The sequence below is a fragment of the Paraburkholderia fungorum genome (assembly GCF_046026025.1).
GTDB classification, from domain to species: domain Bacteria; phylum Pseudomonadota; class Gammaproteobacteria; order Burkholderiales; family Burkholderiaceae; genus Paraburkholderia; species Paraburkholderia fungorum_E.
In genome coordinates this window covers 101543-119244 of the sequence record NZ_JAQQFL010000014.1, presented here as the reverse complement: position 1 = coordinate 119244, position 17702 = coordinate 101543, and the positions used below count along the sequence as shown (strand labels likewise).

16 protein-coding genes are annotated in these 17702 nt (G+C 61.6%); 9 read left to right on the top strand and 7 right to left on the bottom strand.

All coding sequences use genetic code 11. The features are described 5' to 3' along the window. Nucleotides 1-495: 495 nt before the first annotated feature. The 6 genes from PQR67_RS17400 to PQR67_RS17375 form a co-directional block, all read right to left on the bottom strand. The gene (locus tag PQR67_RS17400; RefSeq protein WP_408461723.1) at nt 496-834 is read right to left on the bottom strand and encodes a c-type cytochrome; all 339 of its coding nucleotides are present in this window, start codon (nt 832-834) and stop codon (nt 496-498) included. A gap of 99 nt (nt 835-933) precedes the next feature. Next, nucleotides 934-2727, bottom strand: coding sequence for an LVIVD repeat-containing protein (locus tag PQR67_RS17395; RefSeq protein WP_408461561.1), 1794 nt, complete (start codon nt 2725-2727; stop codon nt 934-936). Nucleotides 2728-2746: 19 nt separating this feature from the next. After that, complete coding sequence (locus PQR67_RS17390) at nt 2747-3787, bottom strand: porin (protein WP_408461558.1); 1041 nt, start codon at nt 3785-3787, stop codon at nt 2747-2749. A 201-nt stretch (nt 3788-3988) separates the two neighbouring features. Then, on the bottom strand, nt 3989-5014 hold the full coding sequence (locus PQR67_RS17385; RefSeq protein WP_408461555.1) for a porin: 1026 nt from the start codon (nt 5012-5014) through the stop codon (nt 3989-3991). Between the two features lie 190 nt (nt 5015-5204). After that, nucleotides 5205-6167, bottom strand: a complete 963-nt coding sequence (locus PQR67_RS17380) for a 2-hydroxyacid dehydrogenase (protein ID WP_408461553.1) — start codon at nt 6165-6167, stop codon at nt 5205-5207. Then, a complete protein-coding gene (locus PQR67_RS17375) occupies nt 6164-6583 on the bottom strand; it encodes a VOC family protein (protein ID WP_408461550.1) in 420 nt (139 codons plus the stop codon). Before PQR67_RS17375 ends, PQR67_RS17380 begins: the two co-directional genes overlap by 4 nt. Before the next feature lie 248 nt (nt 6584-6831). Between PQR67_RS17375 and PQR67_RS17370 the strand changes: the two genes are divergently transcribed. Together PQR67_RS17370 and PQR67_RS17365 are read left to right on the top strand one after the other, a co-directional pair. Next, nucleotides 6832-7788: an alpha/beta hydrolase gene (locus PQR67_RS17370; RefSeq protein ID WP_408461720.1), complete on the top strand. Its 957-nt coding sequence runs from the start codon at nt 6832-6834 to the stop codon at nt 7786-7788. Between the two features lie 51 nt (nt 7789-7839). Then, complete coding sequence (locus PQR67_RS17365) at nt 7840-8787, top strand: dihydrodipicolinate synthase family protein (RefSeq protein WP_408461547.1); 948 nt, start codon at nt 7840-7842, stop codon at nt 8785-8787. 110 nt (nt 8788-8897) lie between these two features. Here the strand turns inward: PQR67_RS17365 and PQR67_RS17360 are convergent, their stop codons facing one another. After that, nucleotides 8898-9557 (bottom strand): GntR family transcriptional regulator, encoded by a 660-nt coding sequence (locus PQR67_RS17360; RefSeq protein WP_028646313.1) that lies wholly within the window; start codon nt 9555-9557, stop codon nt 8898-8900. A 253-nt stretch (nt 9558-9810) separates the two neighbouring features. Between PQR67_RS17360 and PQR67_RS17355 the strand changes: the two genes are divergently transcribed. From PQR67_RS17355 to wecB, 7 genes are all read left to right on the top strand, one after another. Then, nucleotides 9811-10731 carry a fumarylacetoacetate hydrolase family protein gene (locus tag PQR67_RS17355; protein ID WP_408461544.1) on the top strand — a complete coding sequence of 307 codons (921 nt, stop codon included), beginning with the start codon at nt 9811-9813 and terminating at the stop codon, nt 10729-10731. A 57-nt stretch (nt 10732-10788) separates the two neighbouring features. Continuing rightward, entirely contained in the window at nt 10789-11826 is a 1038-nt protein-coding gene (locus PQR67_RS17350; protein WP_408461541.1) for an ABC transporter substrate-binding protein, read from the top strand. A 268-nt stretch (nt 11827-12094) separates the two neighbouring features. Further along, nucleotides 12095-12712: a VOC family protein gene (locus tag PQR67_RS17345; protein WP_408461538.1), complete on the top strand. Its 618-nt coding sequence runs from the start codon at nt 12095-12097 to the stop codon at nt 12710-12712. A 12-nt stretch (nt 12713-12724) separates the two neighbouring features. Then, nucleotides 12725-13468: an ABC transporter permease gene (locus tag PQR67_RS17340; protein ID WP_408461535.1), complete on the top strand. Its 744-nt coding sequence runs from the start codon at nt 12725-12727 to the stop codon at nt 13466-13468. Continuing rightward, a complete protein-coding gene (locus PQR67_RS17335; protein WP_408461532.1) occupies nt 13468-14319 on the top strand; it encodes an ABC transporter ATP-binding protein in 852 nt (283 codons plus the stop codon). Before PQR67_RS17340 ends, PQR67_RS17335 begins: the two co-directional genes overlap by 1 nt. A gap of 1107 nt (nt 14320-15426) precedes the next feature. Further along, nucleotides 15427-15924, top strand: a complete 498-nt coding sequence (locus tag PQR67_RS17330) for a 2-thiouracil desulfurase family protein (RefSeq protein ID WP_408461718.1) — start codon at nt 15427-15429, stop codon at nt 15922-15924. 541 nt (nt 15925-16465) lie between these two features. Continuing rightward, a complete protein-coding gene (gene wecB / locus PQR67_RS17325) occupies nt 16466-17659 on the top strand; it encodes a non-hydrolyzing UDP-N-acetylglucosamine 2-epimerase (RefSeq protein ID WP_408461529.1) in 1194 nt (397 codons plus the stop codon). Nucleotides 17660-17702 lie beyond the last annotated feature (43 nt).

Sequence of the window (17702 nt, the reverse complement as noted above, 5' to 3'; positions counted from 1 at the left end):
CCATTTCGCAAACCGCCCGCTGCGCATTCGCGCTCACGCCGCATTCGGCGCGGCCCTGGCCAGTACCATGCTGGCCGCTTCTACCGCTATCTATGTATTCGGCGTTTTGCCGAGGCGAAGCCGACAGCTCCCACCACACCCAACCGAAACTCCAGGTTTCCCTGGCAGACCCGTCCGCGACGCACGCAGTGCGGAGTGGGAGCTGATGAGCGCCTTGTCACCAGCGCGGAGTGTGCGAGAGCACGGATTCCAGATGCACCACTACCGTGGCTGTGCGGGGGACCCGCTTAAGAATTAGCGGTTTGAGCCGCTTTCTTTTGCCTACTTTGCTTTGCGGCAGGCAAAGAAAAGTAGGTGCCCCCCCGCACAGGGGGAACGCTAGTAAACCGATATCAATTCAAGGAGAGGCCAAAGAATCCAGATCAAGGAAAGACCAACGCCATAAAGACCACACCCAAAGCGCCGCGCAGGCACCCCCCCCTCCAAACCCTTCCCTCATTTAATCCCCAAAACCCACCGGGCAAACCTCTCAGCATCAGCATCCGAAATCGCATTAGCGGGCATCACCGCCCCGGTATTCCACTTTCCTGAACTCCCTTCCAACATACTCTTCTTAAGCTTCGCGACAGCATCAGAATCCCCTCGATACCGTTCAGCGACAGCCCGAAACGCCGGCCCGACCTTAGTCGTATCAATCGAATGACAAGCGCGGCAAGTCTGCTCGCTAGCAGAAACACCACTCGCAGTAGCAATGCCACCCCCCGGCGCCGCAGCAAAAGCACCCCCACAAAAACCCCCGGCCAGCGCGGCAAAAACCAGAATCCCTCTCACCATTTCACCCCAGTAAAAAACAAAAAACCCCACCGACGAAAACCGCCGGCAGGGCAAAGCGCTCAAGAAACCATCATGAAGAAAGCAGCAAACCCAATCGGATTACCGCGGCGGCCACGCCTTGGCCGGCGCGCCAGTCACCGGCTTACCCAACAGCGGCGTCGACAACGCATACGCCCCATTCTCCGTAAAAGCCCAGATGATGTTGCGGTCGTACTCGGTATAAATCGCCAGCACACCCTTGCCAAGGGTATAACTCGGCAACTCGCTCTCATCCGCCAAAGCCGGCACGAAGTACCCGGCAATCGTCGGCTTCTCCGGATTGCGCACGTCGAAAATCTGCACGCCGGCGTTATAGAACGAATACGGAATCACACCCTGACGTGAACCCCCCGGCTGACCAATCGCGTTCGACCGCTTCGGACCGAAGTTGCCGCCGCGCTGGCAGAAACTCGTGAACGGCGCGCCCTCAGGCGGTGTCGGCTGCGGCAACTTGCCGGCTACCTTCAGATGCGACGGATCGCGCGCATCGACAACGAAAATGTCCTTGTACGGTTCATAGCAATCGCGGTTCATCGGATAGCCGCTCGTCAGCACGAAACCCGTGCGCTCGTACTGGCTGACGTCGGCATTGTCGTACTCAGTGCCCGCGAAGCTCGGCGCGGTATTCACGTTGCCGAGTACTTTCGGCTTCGCCGGGTTGGACAGGTCGAATGAATAAAGACCCAGGCCGCCCATCGCGCCGAAGCCGATCTTGCCGCCTTGTTCCAAAGGCTTCGGCAGGAAGATAGGAATCCGCGAACCCATCCACGAGGTGCGGTTGCCGGCACGGGGATTCGTCAGATAAGCCTGTTCGTCGGCGTCGTTGCCGAGTTTTTGCCCCGGCACCGAGATCTGCGAAACGAACTTCGGATCGGCGGGATCCGACATGTCCCAGACCTGATAGCCCGGCGAATACAGATAGTTCGGGTACTCGGTCAAGGCGTAGCTGTCGTCCGGCGCGGCCGACAGGATCATGTATTTGCCGCCGTAGTATTCAGGCGCATCGAGCGAGCCTGAACCCTGCTGCTGACCGATAGGCGCATCAGGATGCTTGTAATCGGTGGTGCGGGTGGCGATCAGCTTCCATTGGCTCGGCAGCGGACCGTCCATTTCGAAGACTTTGAAACCCTTGAGCGAGTTGTAGTGACGCTGCGCTTCGACCTTATCCGGCTGCTCGCTCTTGTCGGTCATCAGGCCGTAGCGGCCGATTTCGAACGAGGCGACCAGCACCGGTTTGCCGAGCTTCTTGCTCCACACAATAGTGGCGCCGCCGAGGTAGTCGTGCACATTGTTCGGGTCGAACTTCTCGGTGGGCCCCTTCGGTCCCCACGTGCCACCCTGCGAAAATACGACCTTGCCGTTGGCGGGATCGGTGACGTCCATGATCCGCAAATAGTCGCGGTCGTGGATATAGAGGTAGCGGTGTCCGTCGAAGTCGGCAATATTGTTCCAGGCGTGGAAGGGCGAATCGACGAGCGGGTAGAAGGCCAGAACCTTGACGTCCTTGGCATAGCTCTTCTTGTCCCACGTGGTCATTTCACCCGGGAAATGCTGGCCTTGATGCACTTCGGGGGTGGCCTTCGGCCACACGAACTGGCCGGTCGCGGGGTCCATGCCGTAATCGACACCCGGCTTGAGCGGGGCAGGCCGGCGGTCCGGCGTGAGGCGCAGCCATTGGGCAAGGTAGGGGTCCTTGACATTCGGCGTGCCAGGCGTCACTTGCGCAGCGGAGGCCACAGCGTCCGGCGCCGAGGCAGCCGGCGCATTTTCCGAGGCCGCACAAGCCGCCGCGGACACGAAAGTCAACAGGACGCCTGTTGCGAGAGTGGATTGAAGATTGCGTTTGCGAAGCATTAGCTTCCTCCTTTTTATATTAGAACGCGTGACGAATCCCGAACTGGAAACCGCTCGGATTCTGTCCACCGTTCGGATACACCTGGAACGTGACCGGATAAGGGATAGGCACGTCGTGCTGGCTCTTCACATGCGCGAAAGTCGCATACAGGTCGGTGCGTTTCGACAAACCGTAGATGTAGCCGATCACGCCGCCGGTCGCGCTGGAAATGCTCGTATTGTTGTCGTCGTGACGATGCACCACGCTCACGTACAGACGATTGCGTCCGTCGATATTCCAGCGCGCACCGATCTGCGCGTCCCACCCCTGCGAATTGAATGCGACGTAAGGCGGATACGCGTAGTAGCCGTTGTACGTGTGATAGATAAACGTCGGTTCGAATCCGCCGAACTTGTAGACGGCGGAGAAATAATTGTCGCGCGACGAATGGATTTGCGACGACTTGAAGATATCGCGCGTGTACTGCAGCTCGCTCACCGCACCAAGGAAAATCGGCCCGTGCCGATAGTCGATACTGGTGCTCAGGAAACGCCCCGCGCGCGTGCTGTCGCCCACGCCGGTGGTCGCCATGATCCGGCCGGTGAAACCGTAGAAGGTCGGCGTCTTGTACTGGATCGCGTTGTCCACGCGATACGAGGCGTAGAAGAACTCCATGTTGTTGACCATACTGAAGTCGGCGGCCCAGCTCGGATCGGCGTAGCCCGCAATCCAGTACGAGGGCGTGAATTGGCGCCCCATCGTCACTTCACCCCAGTTGCCTTTCAGGCCCACGAACGACTGGCGGAACTGCGTCGACTGCACGCCGGTGTTCGCGGAGAACATCGGCTCGACCGTGAACACGGCCTTGTTGCCGCCGCCCAGATCTTCGACGCCGCTCAAGTTGAAGCGCGAGTTGTTCAGACCGCCGCTCGACATGCGGGTCACGTTTCCGCCGGAACCGGAAGAGATCAGATGTTCGATGTTCATATCGACATAGCCCGACAGCCAGACGCTCGACTGCGCGTATGCGCCGGCGCATGCAAGCATGAGGGCGCCGGACACGAGTGCTTTCTTTTTCATTCAGTCTCCAAACAGATCGTTGTTTTTTTCGTGTGATAAAGAATGCTGTCGTCGCGCGCGACAGCCGCGGGTACGTCCTTTTTTGTCGTGTATACACAAACTGTAGAAAATTATACCCACGGCAAAATTTGGATTCCGAGCTTTTTTTTTATACAAAACAGCGGTTTAGTTATAGCGGGTTGACCCTGATGGCATCTCGCGTCAAAACAGATGCCGGATTCCGGCTGCATAGGTCATCGCGGTACCGGAGCCGGAGAGCTTGTCGTAGACGGTCAGCAGGTAAACATCGGTGCGTTTGGACAGGAAGTAGTCGAGACCCGCGGAGCCGGTATTGCGGCCGGTGACAGCGTTTTTCGGCGCGCTGCGGCGTGTGTACGCCCATTCGGCGAGGGCGCTGAGTTGCGAGGTCAGCGGCACCGAGAGGCCGGCTTCGTAGGTGTGCGCGCCAACGTCGGTCGAATCGGTACGCAGGCCTTGCAGCGCGCCATATAGTTTGAAGAGGGAAAAATCATAGGCGGCGCCGACGATGTACGCGTTCTGTGTCGGCGACGCCACACCGGCGACCACGCGCGTGCGTTGTACGGTCGCGACAGCCGTGAGCGAACCGCCTGCATAGAGCGTCGAGAGTGCGGCGTTGTACGTGCCGTTCGCGCCCACGAAACCGCCCGGCGCATACACCGCGGTGGTGGTCAGCCCGTTCAGATTGGGGCTGGTGTACTGAATGCCGTTGTTCCAGACGGTATCGCCCACGATCGCGCCGCCATAAGGCGCGGTGAAGGTCTGCATGACCAGCGGCGAGAACAGGATCGAGGCCTGGAACGGATTGACCGCCTGCTCGGCGAGGTAGAGCAGGTTGGTGTGCCGCCCGAGCGTCACGCGTCCGAATGGCCCGGCGATACCGACATACGAATTGCGTCCCCAGAACGGATCGGCGGCGGTGCGGCCGATGCCGCCGTTAGTCGGCTGGAAGAAGCTCTCGAGCACGGCGATCGCGCGGTAGCCGGCGCCGAGTTCCTCGTTGACGCGGATGCCCCAGTAAGGCGCCGTCAATCCCGGACTCTGTTCGGCGATAGCGGCGGGCGGCCCGTTGCTGCGTTTGGTGCTGGCGATGTCGAGACCGACGAGCCCATACAGCGTGACGGAGGTTTGCGCTTTCACGGCGTGGGACGCGAGTCCCCATGCGGCGGCGCAACTGAGCGCGAGCGCGCCCAACGATCGAACGTTCATGGCGAATTCTCTTGTGCAGTTGGGAACAACGAGCAGGCAACGGGAAAACAGCGGGACAACAGTGAGTCGACAGCAGGACAGCAGCGACGCGACGGCGCCAGAGCAGTAACGCGAGAGCGGGAAAACAGCGAGGCGACGGCGATACAGCAGTCAAGCGTCAAGCGACGGCGCGACGCTGCGCCGTCACGTTTCAGGCCGTACGCACCGCGAATTCGATGGGGGCGTGCGCGAAGTGCTGGGACAGACTGGCGAGCAATGCGTCTCGCTGCGCGATCAACGAAGCGGGCGAGCGGCCCGCGATGTGCGGCGTGATCAGCACGCCCGGATGATCGAGCAGCGCGGCCGGCACCTCGGGTTCGTCTTCGATCACGTCGAGTCCCGCGCCGGCGATCGCGGCGTGAGCCAGCGCGTCGATTAACGCCTGCGTGTCGAGCACCGAACCACGCGATACGTTCACCACGTAGCCGTTCGGCCCCAGCGCTTGCAGTACCTCGCGGTTGACCAGATGCCGGGTCGCGGCGCCGCCGTTGCAGGCGATCACCAGAAAATCGCTGTCGGCGGCCAGTTCGGTGAGCGCCGGGTAGTAGCGGCCTGGCGCGTCGGCATGCGGTTGGCGTCCGTGATAGCCGAGCGTCATGTCGAAGCCCTGTGCGCGCGCCGCGATCAGCCGGCCGATGCGTCCCATCCCGACCAGCCCCAGGCGCGCGCCCGTCAGCGTGGGCCGCTCGGCGCGCGAGGCATGCCAACGCCCGGCGCGCACCGCGTCGGTGAGCGGCGCATAGCCGCGTGCGAGTGCGAGCAGCAGCCCGATGGCATGATCGGCGACGGTCGCCGCATTCGCGCCGGGCGCATGGGTCACCGCGATGCCGCGTCGCGTGGCGGTGGCCACGTCGACGTTCTCGTAGCCCGCACCGAACGCGCTGACGATCTCCAACGCGGGCAGCGCGGCCATCTGCGCGCCGGACAAACCGCTCGAGCCGTTGGTCACCACCGCGCGCACGTTCGCCGGATCGACGCCGGCCGACAGCGCCGCGTCCCAACCGCCGGGGTGATAGTGAAGCGTGTAGTTGCGCCGTAGCGCATCGAGCGTCGCGTCGGGCAGCGGGATCAGCGCCAGCACATGGGTGCCGCTCGCGCCTGTGACCGCGCTCATGCTTGTGGATCGGCCGCTGGCGCGACTTCCTTGACCGCGCCTTTCCAGCCGTTTTCGGTGATATCGAACACGGTGCCGTCCGGCATGCGGTACTTCACTTCGTAGAACACGTTCGGATCTTTTTCGTGGCGTCCCGTCAGATATGTGCCGCCCGCCGCGACCACGCGCGCCGCGGTGTCTTCGACGCTGTCCACCCACATGCCGAAGTGGATCACGCCGCGCACGTCCTTCAGACCCGCATAACCGGGGACGGTCTCGTCCTTGAAGTTGAGGAGCGCCACGTTCATCGTGCCGTCCGTCATATAGATGCCGCGCATCGCGTTGCCCGCGCGGCGCATGCCGAATGCCTGTTCGAAGAATTGCGCGGCGGCTTCGGGATCGTCGACCGAAAGCGCGATGTGGCGGAGCTTGTCCATGAGATGTCCTTGGGTTGGGCCGGCTTGGGTTGTTCCGGTTTTCTTGCGAATGAATCGCCCGCCGGCGTAGAGAGGCTTGCCGTGACTTTGAATCAAGTGTGTCCGCAACTTCACCAGGTATACTACGTATAACAAATGTATACACAAAAACGAATTGATATACCAGAATGGTTCTCATCCGCGGGTCGATGCCGTTTGCGCCGTTTGCGCCATTGGCGCCGATCCGCCGCACCGTATTAGGACCACCGATGCACACCTTGCAGGAACCGCTGGGCAGTCTTTCCGCCACGCTCAGGCAGCGCTTCGCGCAGATCGGACCGGTCTGGGGGCGCGATATCAATGCGCATCGCGATCTGGTGATCGACGCGTATTCGCCGCTGGTGGCGGCGGCGCGCGATGCGGGCGAGCCGCTCGAGGTGGCGCGCGATATCGCGTACGGCGACCATGAGCGGCAACGTCTGGATGTGTTTGCCGCCGCGCGGACGCGGGAGAAGGGCAACGCCGACGTCGTACTGTTCGTCCACGGCGGTGCGTTTTTGCGCGGCAGCAAGAGCTTCAACGGACTCATTTACGACAACGTGTCCCGCTGGTTCGCGCGGCAGGGCTGCGTCGCACTGAACGTCGAATACCGGCTCGCGCCCGAGGCGCCTTATCCGGCCGGCGCGGATGACGTCGCCGCCGCCCTGGCGTGGGCACAGCAACACGTCGCGGGATTCGGCGGCGATCCACGAAGGATCTTTCTGGTCGGGCATTCGGCGGGCGGCGCGCATGTCGCCACGTATTTATGCGATCCGCTGTATGCCGGGCTGCGTGAAGGTGCTTCGGCCGTCGCGGGTGCGGTGCTGATCAGCGCGCGGCTGGCTGCCGACGTGCTTGCCGATAACCCGAACGCAGCCGGCGTGCGCGCCTATTTCGGCGCGGACGAAACCCGCTACGCCGAGCGTTCGCCGCTGACCCATGCGGCGCATTTCGACACGCCGCTGATGGTGGTCGTCGCCGAATACGAGAACCCTTATCTGGACGCCTACGGTGCGGCTTTCTTCGAGCGTGTCCTGCAAGCGCGTCAGCGTGCCGGTGACGCCGCGCCCAAACGCGCAGCGCGCTTCATGCAGATGCTGCGGCACAACCACACATCGGTGGTCGCGCATTTCGATTCGGGCGAGACATTGTTGGGCGACGCGATGCTCGACTTTTTCAGCGCGTGATCTTCCACCTCCACGTCTACGTCTATCCGTCCAGTTAATCAGGAGATCCGCATGTCCGTCAGTCGTCCGTCCGCTTTTTCCAGGCCACGTGTATTCGCGCCGGTCGTCACGCCGTTCGCGGCCGGGCTGGATGTCGATGCGCCGCGCTTCGTCGCGTTTTGCCGGTGGCTGGTCGGGCAGGGCGCCGGGCTCGCGCTGTTCGGCACGAATAGCGAAGCCAACTCGCTGAGTCTTGCCGAACGTCACGCGTTGCTGGATCAGGTGCTCGAAGCCGGCATCGACCCAGCGCAGCTATTGCCGGGCACCGGCGCATGCGCGCTGCCCGATGCGATTGCATTGACGCGTCACGCTGCCGAGGCTGGTTGCGCCGGCGCGTTGATGCTGCCGCCGTTCTTCTACAAAGGCGTGAGCGAAGACGGTCTGTTCGCGTACTACTCCGACGTGATCCAGGCCGTCGGCTCGGATCAATTGCGCGTGCTGCTGTATCACATTCCGCAGTTCACCGGCGTGCCGATCACGCACACGCTGATCGAGCGGCTGATCGCGGCGTATCCGCAAACCGTGGTGGGCGTCAAGGATAGTTCAGGCGACTGGGCCAACACCGCGGCGATGCTCGAGAAGTTTCCCGGCTTCGCGGTGTTTCCCGCGTCCGAGGCTTTGCTCGGTAAAGCGCTGCCGCTGGGCGCGGCCGGCTGCATTTCGGCCACCGCGAATATTCAGCCGCATGCGATCGCCAGCCTGCTGAATGCGGCGACGCTGGAAGAAAGGGTGATGTGGGAAGGCAAGGTCGCGACGGTGCGCCTCGCGGTGCAGGCGCAACCGATGATCCCTGCGTTGAAAAGCATCGTCGCGCACTTTGCACACGATGCTGAATGGACGCGGGTGCGTCCGCCGCTCACGCCGATGAATCCGGCGCAGTCCGCCGCGCTGTTGCAGCAGCTTCAGGCCTTGGATTTTTCGATGCCGTCGGTGGCGTCGCTCGCGGCGGTGGCCGCGTGAACCGGCAGCGATCTCAGCCGGCGCATGGCCGGCGCCCGATGCAGCACGTGCCGCCTACGCAACCGGCGCAGTGTCTGCCGCGCGAGCAGGGTCGCGCCGTGCGCCGTGTGTCAGGCGCTTTCGCGCTCGGTGCGCTGGCGCTTGAGCCGGCCGAGCACGACGATCGACAGCCGTGCGGTGTGGTCGCGCATCGCGTTATACGCACGTTCCGGTTCGGAGTTGAGGATCGCGGAGACGATCTCGCGATGCTCGTCGGTTGCCGCCTCGAAGCGCGACGGCGAAGCCGGCTGCGCGGCGCGAAAACCCGCCAGACGCTGCCGCTGAACGGACATGATCGACGCCAGCGATTTGCTTTGCGCGCCCTTGCAGATCAGTTCGTGGAATTCGCGATTGAGCTGGAAGTACTCCGTTTCGTCGCCGCGCGCGATCGCGGCGTTCATTTCGGTCTGGAGCTCTTCGAGCTGTTTCTTCTCGACGAGGCTCATACGCTGCGCGCTCAACCGGCAGCACAACGCTTCGAGTTCGCACATCGCTTCGAGCATGTCGGCCAGTTCGTCGATGCTGAACTGCGCGACCACCACGCCTTTGCGGGGCGTCAGTTCGACGAGGCCGCGCGCGGCGAGTTCGCGCAGCGCTTCGCGGATCGGTGTGCGCGAGGCGTTGAAGCGTTCGGCGAGTGCCGCTTCTTCGAGCTTCTGGCCCGGTTCAAGCGTGCCCTCGATGATCTCGTCGCACAGCAGGCGGTAAATCTTGGAGGAGAGCGTCGTCATCGTGATGGTTGTGGGTTGAGCGAAACCGTGAGCAAGCGGCCCCATTATGCGCCAGCGGCCCAACCGCCTCAATCGCCACCGCGCATATCCGGCCTCTGCAGGCCCATGCAGTGTACGCGCGAACGTGTTCATGCCCCGATTGGTGTATACGAGAATTTCGATAAAAATACACAAATGACTGAATGTATACGAAATATTGAATCCTCGACGGCAGCTAACTAACCCCCTACAAACACAAAAAGCGAGGCAATACGTGACCTGGTTTGGTATCGCAACTTATGAATTGAACGGCCGCACGGCCACCGGTCTGGCGGTCGGCGACATGCTGTACGACGCCCAGGCGGTGTTGAAGCAAACCGCTTCGGCGCTGCCGCTTGGCGACGTCGGCACGTTGATCGCCGGGTGGGAGACGGGCGGCGCGGCGGCCGTCGAACGGCTCGAAGCCGCGGCGCGGGCAATCGAGGCGGGCACGCTCGATGTCGCGCCGCTCGATGGCCATACGCTGTGTGTGCCGTACCAGCCGCGGCGTATTTTCGCGGCGGCGTCGAACTACTACGAACACGCGCAGGAGATGGGAACCGAGTTGGCGCCGCGCGAGGAGAGCACGCCATACATGTTCATGAAGGCCGAAACGAGCGTGGTGCCGACGCTTGCCAACGTGGTGATTCCGCCGCACGCGGAGCGGGTCGATTGGGAAGTGGAACTGGCCGTGGTGATCGGCAGGACCGGCCGCCATATCGCGAAAGAAGACGCTTACGACTACATTGCCGGCTACACGATACTCAACGACGTCAGCGCGCGCGACCTGAATCGCCGCTCCGACTATCCGTTCAAACACGACTGGTTTCGCGGCAAGAGTTTCGATACCTTTGGTCCACTCGGCCCCTGGTTCGTGCCGCGCGCGTGTATCGCCGAGCCGCAGAATCTGCGCATGCGTCTCGCGGTGAATGGCGAAATGATGCAGGACGGCAACACCTCCGGGATGATTTTCAACATCGCCGAGCAGATCGAATATCTATCGACGATCCTCACGCTGCAACCGGGCGATCTGATCGCAACGGGCACGCCGACCGGCGTCGGCATGGGGCGCGGCATTTACCTGAAGGCGGGTGATGTGATGGTCGCTTCGATCGACGGGATCGGGTCGATCGAGAATCCGCTGGTTGCCGGCTGAGCGTCAGCACGCTCGCGGAGCGATCGACTCACTCCACTCATAGACGGGAAACACGACATGTTGCAGCGGATACGGCGCGCGGTAGGACAGGTGGTTCGGCCACTCAAACGGCAGGCGGTATTGAGCGCGCTGGCTTTGGCGTTGGCCGCAACGGCGCCGTTCACGAGTGCCCACGCGGCCGACAAAGTGCGCGTCAATCTGGCGTGGCTGCCGCAAGGAAGCACCGGCGGCATTCTGCTCGCACAGGCGAAGGGCTACTACCGCGACGCGGGTCTCGACGTCAGTGTGATGCGTGGATATGGCGGCCAGCGCACCGTCAATGAAGTGGATGAAGGTCTGTTCGAATTCGGCTACGGCGACCCCGTCAGCGTGATGCTGAATCGCGCGCATGGCGGCCATGCGGTGATGGTCGGTGCGATCAATACGCGCTGGCCAGGCGCGATGTGTTATCTCGAGCGGCCCGGTTTCAAGGTGAACACGCTGAAGGATCTCTCGGGGATGACGCTTGGCGGTGGCGGGGCGTCGCCGGTGCAGAACATCATGCCCGCGTGGCTCAAGCAGAACGGCATGGCGCCTGACGCGATCAAGACCGTGCGCCTCGACCCGGCTGTGATCAATACCGCGCTGCTGCAAAAGCGCATCGACCTGTCGGAGTGCTGGGAAGGCGCGAGCCTGCCGGTGCAGGCCGCGTTGGCAAAGCGGGCCGGACAGCAGCTCGGCAAGGTTTACTACCGGGACTTTGGTCTGGACATGATGGGCAACGGTATTGTCACCACCGATACCTTCGTGGCGCAGCATCCGGATGTGGTCAAGCGGTTTGTCGCCGCGACGTATCGCGGTTATGCGCTGATGCGCGAGCATCCGCAGGAAGCGGCCGATGCGATTGCCGGGCTCTATCCAGTGCTCGACAAGGCGATCCTGTTGCAGCAGATCGTCGAAACCAATGGGCTGATCGCCGACGATCCCGCGCAGCACAAGACCGGCTGGCTGCGTCCCGCGCGCATGGATGCCACCGCCGCGTTCGTGTCGCGTGCGTTCGGCACCGGCGCGAAGGTGAAGGCGGGCGATCTTTATACGAATCAGTTTGTCGAGTAAACGCTATTCGGGAGCCGGCGCCTTCGGAGAACGAGGCGCTGGCGCAGCGCCACTACGTGGCAGGGGACCAGAGTAAGTGCTAAAGCACCAACTCCCGTCGACCGCAGTTGCATGGGACCAGAGTAAGGCGCTAAAGCGCCAACTCTGGTCGACATACGGTGCATGGGACAGGAGTAAGTGCTAAAGCACCAACTCCCGTCGACCGCAGTTGCATAGGACCAGAGTAAGGCGCTAAAGCGCCAACTCTGGTCGACATAGGAGACAGACAATGAACAGTTTGCGGCCCAAGCGGCTTGGGCACATGGTGCTGATGGTGCGCGACATCAAGAAGTCCGCGCAGTTTTATACCGACGTGCTGGGCCTCAAAGTATCGGACTGGATCGGCGACCAGATGGTGTTTCTGCGCGCCGGCAGCGATCATCACGATCTCGCGCTCGCGCAACTGCCGAAAGACTCCGCCGACTTCAACGATCTGCCGCGCTATTCGCGCCCCGGCCTCGAGCATTTTTCGTATCTCATCGACAGCTACGAGGAGATGGAGCGCTCGGTGAAAGTCCTGCAGGAGCATGGTGTCGAGATTGTGCGTGGCATCGGCCGGCACGGTCCGGGCAACAATCTGTTCCTCGTTTTCAAGGACCCGGACGGCAACAACGTCGAGGTGTACTGCGAGATGACGCAGATCGGCGAGCGCGATGCGCACGAGCCGCAGGTGTGGGAGCGCACGATCGAATCGTTCGATCAGTACCGCTTCGAACGCTTTGTGGTGCCGCCGCCACCACATCTGGTGGCGCAAAAAACGGCGCAGGCAGCGGGGCAGGGTACGGCATCGAGCGCTCCGCAAGATTCAGGGAACGACGCGAAAACCGGCTCGCCAGATCACGAATAATTCGGAACCCTCATGAAGCGATTGATCGAAACTGTCTCGTTCTGGATCGTGATTGGCCTGATCTGGGAGTTTGGCGTGCGTTGGACGGGCACGCGCGACTATGTGCTGCCGGCGTTGTCGCAGGTTTTTGCAGCCGGTTGGGAGATGCGTGGGCAGTTGCTCTCCGATACGCTTGCCACCGCGTGGGAAGTGTTCGCCGGCTTTGCGCTGGCGCTTATTGGCGGCTTGACGATCGGCTTGCTCGCGAGCATGTCGAGCATTGCGCGGCGCACCTTGTTTCCGCTTGTCACCGCGTTGCAGAGCATGCCGAAGATCGCGCTCGCGCCGTTGCTGATCGTATGGTTCGGGTACGGGTTTGCGTCGAAGCTGGCGGCGGCCGTGCTGTTCGCGTTCTTCCCGATCGTGATCGCGACGATGGGGGGGCTTGCCGGTGTGCCACGCAATCTGGACGAGCATTTTCGGGCGCTCGGCGCCTCACAGGCGAAGACCTTCTGGTATTTGCGTTTGCCCGCTGCCTTACCGGCGCTGATCGACGGTTTGAAGATTGCGATGCCGTTGGCGGTCATTGGGGCGATTGTCGGCGAGTTCATTGGTTCGGAGTCGGGGCTGGGGCATCTGATCGTGTTTGCGACATCGAATGCGCAGACTGCGTTGTCGTTCGCCGCGATTTTGATGGTGACCGTACTGGCGATGCTGTTTTACTGGGCCGTCGAACTGGTTTCGCGCGGCGTGTGGTGGAGAGGAGTGACGGTCTGATGGCACTGGTCGACAAGTTGCGTATTGTGCAGCGCGCCGCGGCAACCGGCGCACAGGTTCATCCATTGCATCGCGACGAAGCGGCGCCCGCACTGATTTCCGTCGAGCAGGTCAGCAAGCGATTCGCCGCGCGGGGTGGGGCGGAGGCGTTCAGCGCGCTTGACGATGTGTCGATGCAGATTCGCCAGGGCGAGTTCGTCTCGATTCTTGGGCCGAGCGGTTGCGGCAAGAGCACCTTACTGAGGATGGTGGCGGGGCTGGTGCCCTCCGACGGTGGACGGATTCTGCTTGGCGCCGAGCCGATTGTCGCGCCGGTGCCGGATATTGGCGTGGTGTTTCAGACCAGCAATATGCTGCCCTGGCTGACCGTCGGGGCGAATATCCGGTTGGGCGCGAAGTTGCGGAATGTGCCGCGGGCGCAGGTCGATGAGCGGCTTCCTGGATTGCTCGAGACCTTGGGATTGACGGCATTTGCCGACCGGTATCCGCATGAGTTGTCTGGTGGGATGAGGCAGCGGGCCGCGATTGGGCAGATTCTGCTGCTCGAGCCACGGGTGATGTTGATGGATGAACCGTTTGGCGCGCTGGATGCGTTGACGCGGGATCGGTTGAATGTTGAGCTTTTGAGAATCTGGCAGCGGAGTACGCTGACTGTTTTGCTGGTGACTCACAGTATTCATGAGGCGGTGTTTTTGTCTGACCGGGTGCTGGTGATGTCGGAGCGACCAGGGAGGGTGATTCACGATGTGAAGATTGAGTTGGTGAGGCCGAGGGAACCTGATCAGGTTAAGAGTGATCCCCTTTACGGGGAGTATGTTTCGGTGCTTTCCAGGTTGATGGGGGTGTTTTAGGTTTTTTTTGCCTGTGCGGCGCTTGGTTGTATGCGTGCGGCGTTGGCCTCTCCTTGATTTTTTGGTGGTCTATTAGCGTTCCCCCTGTGCGGGGGGGCACCTACTTTTCTTTGCCTGCCGCAAAGCAAAGTAGGCAAAAGAAAGCGGCTCAAACCGCTAACTCTTAAGCGGGTCCCCCGCACAGCCACGGTAGTGGTGCATCTGGAATCCGTGTTCTCGCACATTCCGCCCTGGTGACAAGGCCATCATACTTCCGGCGGCGCTGCGCGCGCCGACGCCCATTTCGCAAACCGCCCGCTGCCCATTCGCGCTCACGACTCGTTCGGCTCGGCAATTCGGTCGATACCGGTTTTATCGCCTCTTCTCGAAGTACGGACTTCTAACTGTACGAGCCGGGGTGACTTGCCCGTGGGTCAAGGTGAGGCAAGAGCATTCCAGGAAGTACGGCGCATTTGCACATTTGACGCCTCGCCGAGACGCAGCCGATGACCCCACCATCGTCTAGCCGAGGCCGATGTCCTCTATCACGCCCAACCGAGCCCAACCGAAGCCCGGGGGTTTCCCTTGCAGACCCGTCCGCGACGCACGCAGTGCGGAGTGGGAGCGAATGAATCCTTTGTCACTTGCGCGGAGTGTGCGAGGACACGGATTCCAGATGCACCACTGCCCCCTCCAAGCCAGGGGACCCGCTTATGAGCTGGCGGTGTGAGCCGCTTTCTTTTGCCTACTTTGCTTTGCGGCAGGCAAAGAAAAGTAGGTGCCCCCCCGCACAGGGGGAACGCTAATAGACCACCAGGAAAACAAGGAGAGGCCAAAGCCATAAAAGCACAGAAAAACAGACCGCTATCAAATCAAGGAGAGGCCAAAGAAGCCAAACCAAGAAAAGGCTAAAACCATAGGCAAACGGAGGAACGAGGCACTGAGCAAGCAATCCGACAGGATCATTGCCGAATGGAAAAAATCAGCATCCCTAATGGAATAACAAAAAAACCAAAAGCACACCAAAAACGAACAAACGAACAAACGAACAAACCCCATTACAATCCCAACACCCCCAAAAAAGCAGCCCGCAGGGCAAAACCAACCCAACCCAACCCCCCAACTCCCATGCTGAAGATCCTGATCAGCGCCTGCCTGGCCGGCCACCCGGTCCGTTACAACGGCAAAGCCAAACCCACCCATGACACATGGCTGGCCCGCTGGCGTGACGAAGGCCGCCTTGTCACCGTTTGCCCCGAAGTGGCCGCCGGCTTCCCGACCCCGCGGCCGCCGGCCGAAATACAACTGCGCCGCACCGGCGCCGACGTCCTCGCACACCACGCCACCATCAACGACAACACCGGCGCGGACGTCACCGCGCTCTTCATCGCGGGCGCCCAGCACGCGCTAAACCGCGCGAAGGCAGAAAACTGCCGCTATGCGCTGCTCGCCGACGGCAGCCCCTCCTGCGGCAGCACCTTCATCTACACCGGCACGTTCAACGGCCAAACCCATCCCGCTACCGGCGTCACTGTCGCGTTGTTGCAACAGCACGGCATCCGCGTGTTCGCAGAATCGCAGATCGCCGAACTGGCCGCAGAAATCGAACGCGAATCCAGCAAGTGAGACGCACTGTCAATTCGAGCTAACAATTGGTGATATTGCCCAGGGTATTCGAATCCGCCGGTAACGTTTGCGCAGCCTTAATCAGCGGGAAATTCAAATTGAGCGAGTGAAATGGGACAATTGTTAATTCGGATTTGACATTTACAAAATCTGAAAATGATTGACCTGAATTTAACGTTCCCATAACTATTGGGAAAACGTTTGCGTTACTTTAATCACCCGGCTTCGTCGGCAAAACTCGCGGTTTCAAGCCCGTAAGTCGTTGCCCTGAATGCGAATATAGGGAAAATCCGTTGTAGAATTGCCGGCGATACGCGCTAGAATGCGTGTCGATTCACCGCCAATGGCCAATCGTTCAAACGATGCTCGTGTGAATCCAGTCGGCAGTAATTGCATCCGATCGAATCGTTTCCCACGCAGATGGGAATCGCCGGAATTATCGGCTACGGGCAAGTCAGATCGGTAAATATGAGCGTGCGATATTAACGCGCGCTCCGCATTGCCAGCCGCCAATAAAACATTTGAGAGAGATGCGGGACATATGCCAATGAGGATTCTGTCGATTTTCGGCACACGGCCGGAAGCCATCAAAATGGCGCCGTTAGTCAAACAACTGGAAGCCGATGCCGGCATCGAGTCGATTGTTTGCGTCACCGGGCAGCATCAGCAGATGCTCGATCAGGTGCTTGAACTGTTTCAGATCGAGCCGCATCACAATCTTGCCCTGATGACCGGTAATCAGACGCTCAACGGTCTGGCGTCACGCCTCATTGCATCGCTCGACGACGTGCTCGCGGCCGTACAGCCCGATCGCGTGCTGGTACACGGCGATACGACCACCGCATGCGCGGCGGCGCTGGCTTCGTTCCACCGGCGCATTCCGATCGGTCACGTGGAAGCGGGGCTGCGTACCGGCAATCTGATGCAGCCGTGGCCGGAAGAGATGAACCGTCGCGTGGTCGACGTGATGAGCGATCTGATGTTCGCGCCCACCGCGAGTTCGAAAGCCAACCTCGCGCACGAGACGCTGCACGGCAAGATCATCGTGACCGGCAACACCGTGATCGACGCATTGAACCTCACCACCGCGCGCATCGACCATGACGCGGCATTGCGTGCCGAACTCGACGCGCGCCTGCCGTTCCTCGACGGCGCGCTGCCCGTGCTGCTCGTCACGGGCCATCGTCGTGAGAGCTTCGGCGCGGGCTTCGCGAACATCTGCGCGGCGCTCGCCGAGCTCGCGAAAACCAACACGGTGCAGATCGTCTATCCGGTCCACCTGAATCCGAATGTGCGCGGCCCGGTGCAGGAAACCCTTGGCACGGCGCGCAACGTTCATCTGATCGAGCCGCTGGACTACCTCGGTTTCGTACGTCTGATGCAGCGCGCGTCGATCATTCTCACCGACTCGGGCGGCGTGCAGGAAGAAGCGCCCGCGCTCGGCAAGCCGGTGCTGGTGATGCGCGACGTGACCGAGCGTCCGGAAGCGGTGGCGGCCGGCACGGTGCGTCTCGTCGGCACGGAGCGCGAAGCGATCGTGCGCGCGGTGACCGGCTTGCTCGAAAACGCGGGCGAGCGCGACGATTTTGCGCAGCGCGTCAATCCGTACGGCGACGGCCACGCCTCGCAACGGATCGTCGCGGCGCTGACCGGGCGCCCGTTCGACGAGTTCGTGAGCGGCGGCGTCAGTGCGTCCGCTCAGGTTGCACACGCACCGGATTCGCGCGCACTGTAGCGCAAGGGTTCGCGGGCGGCCGTCGATTGCGACATGCCGGCAA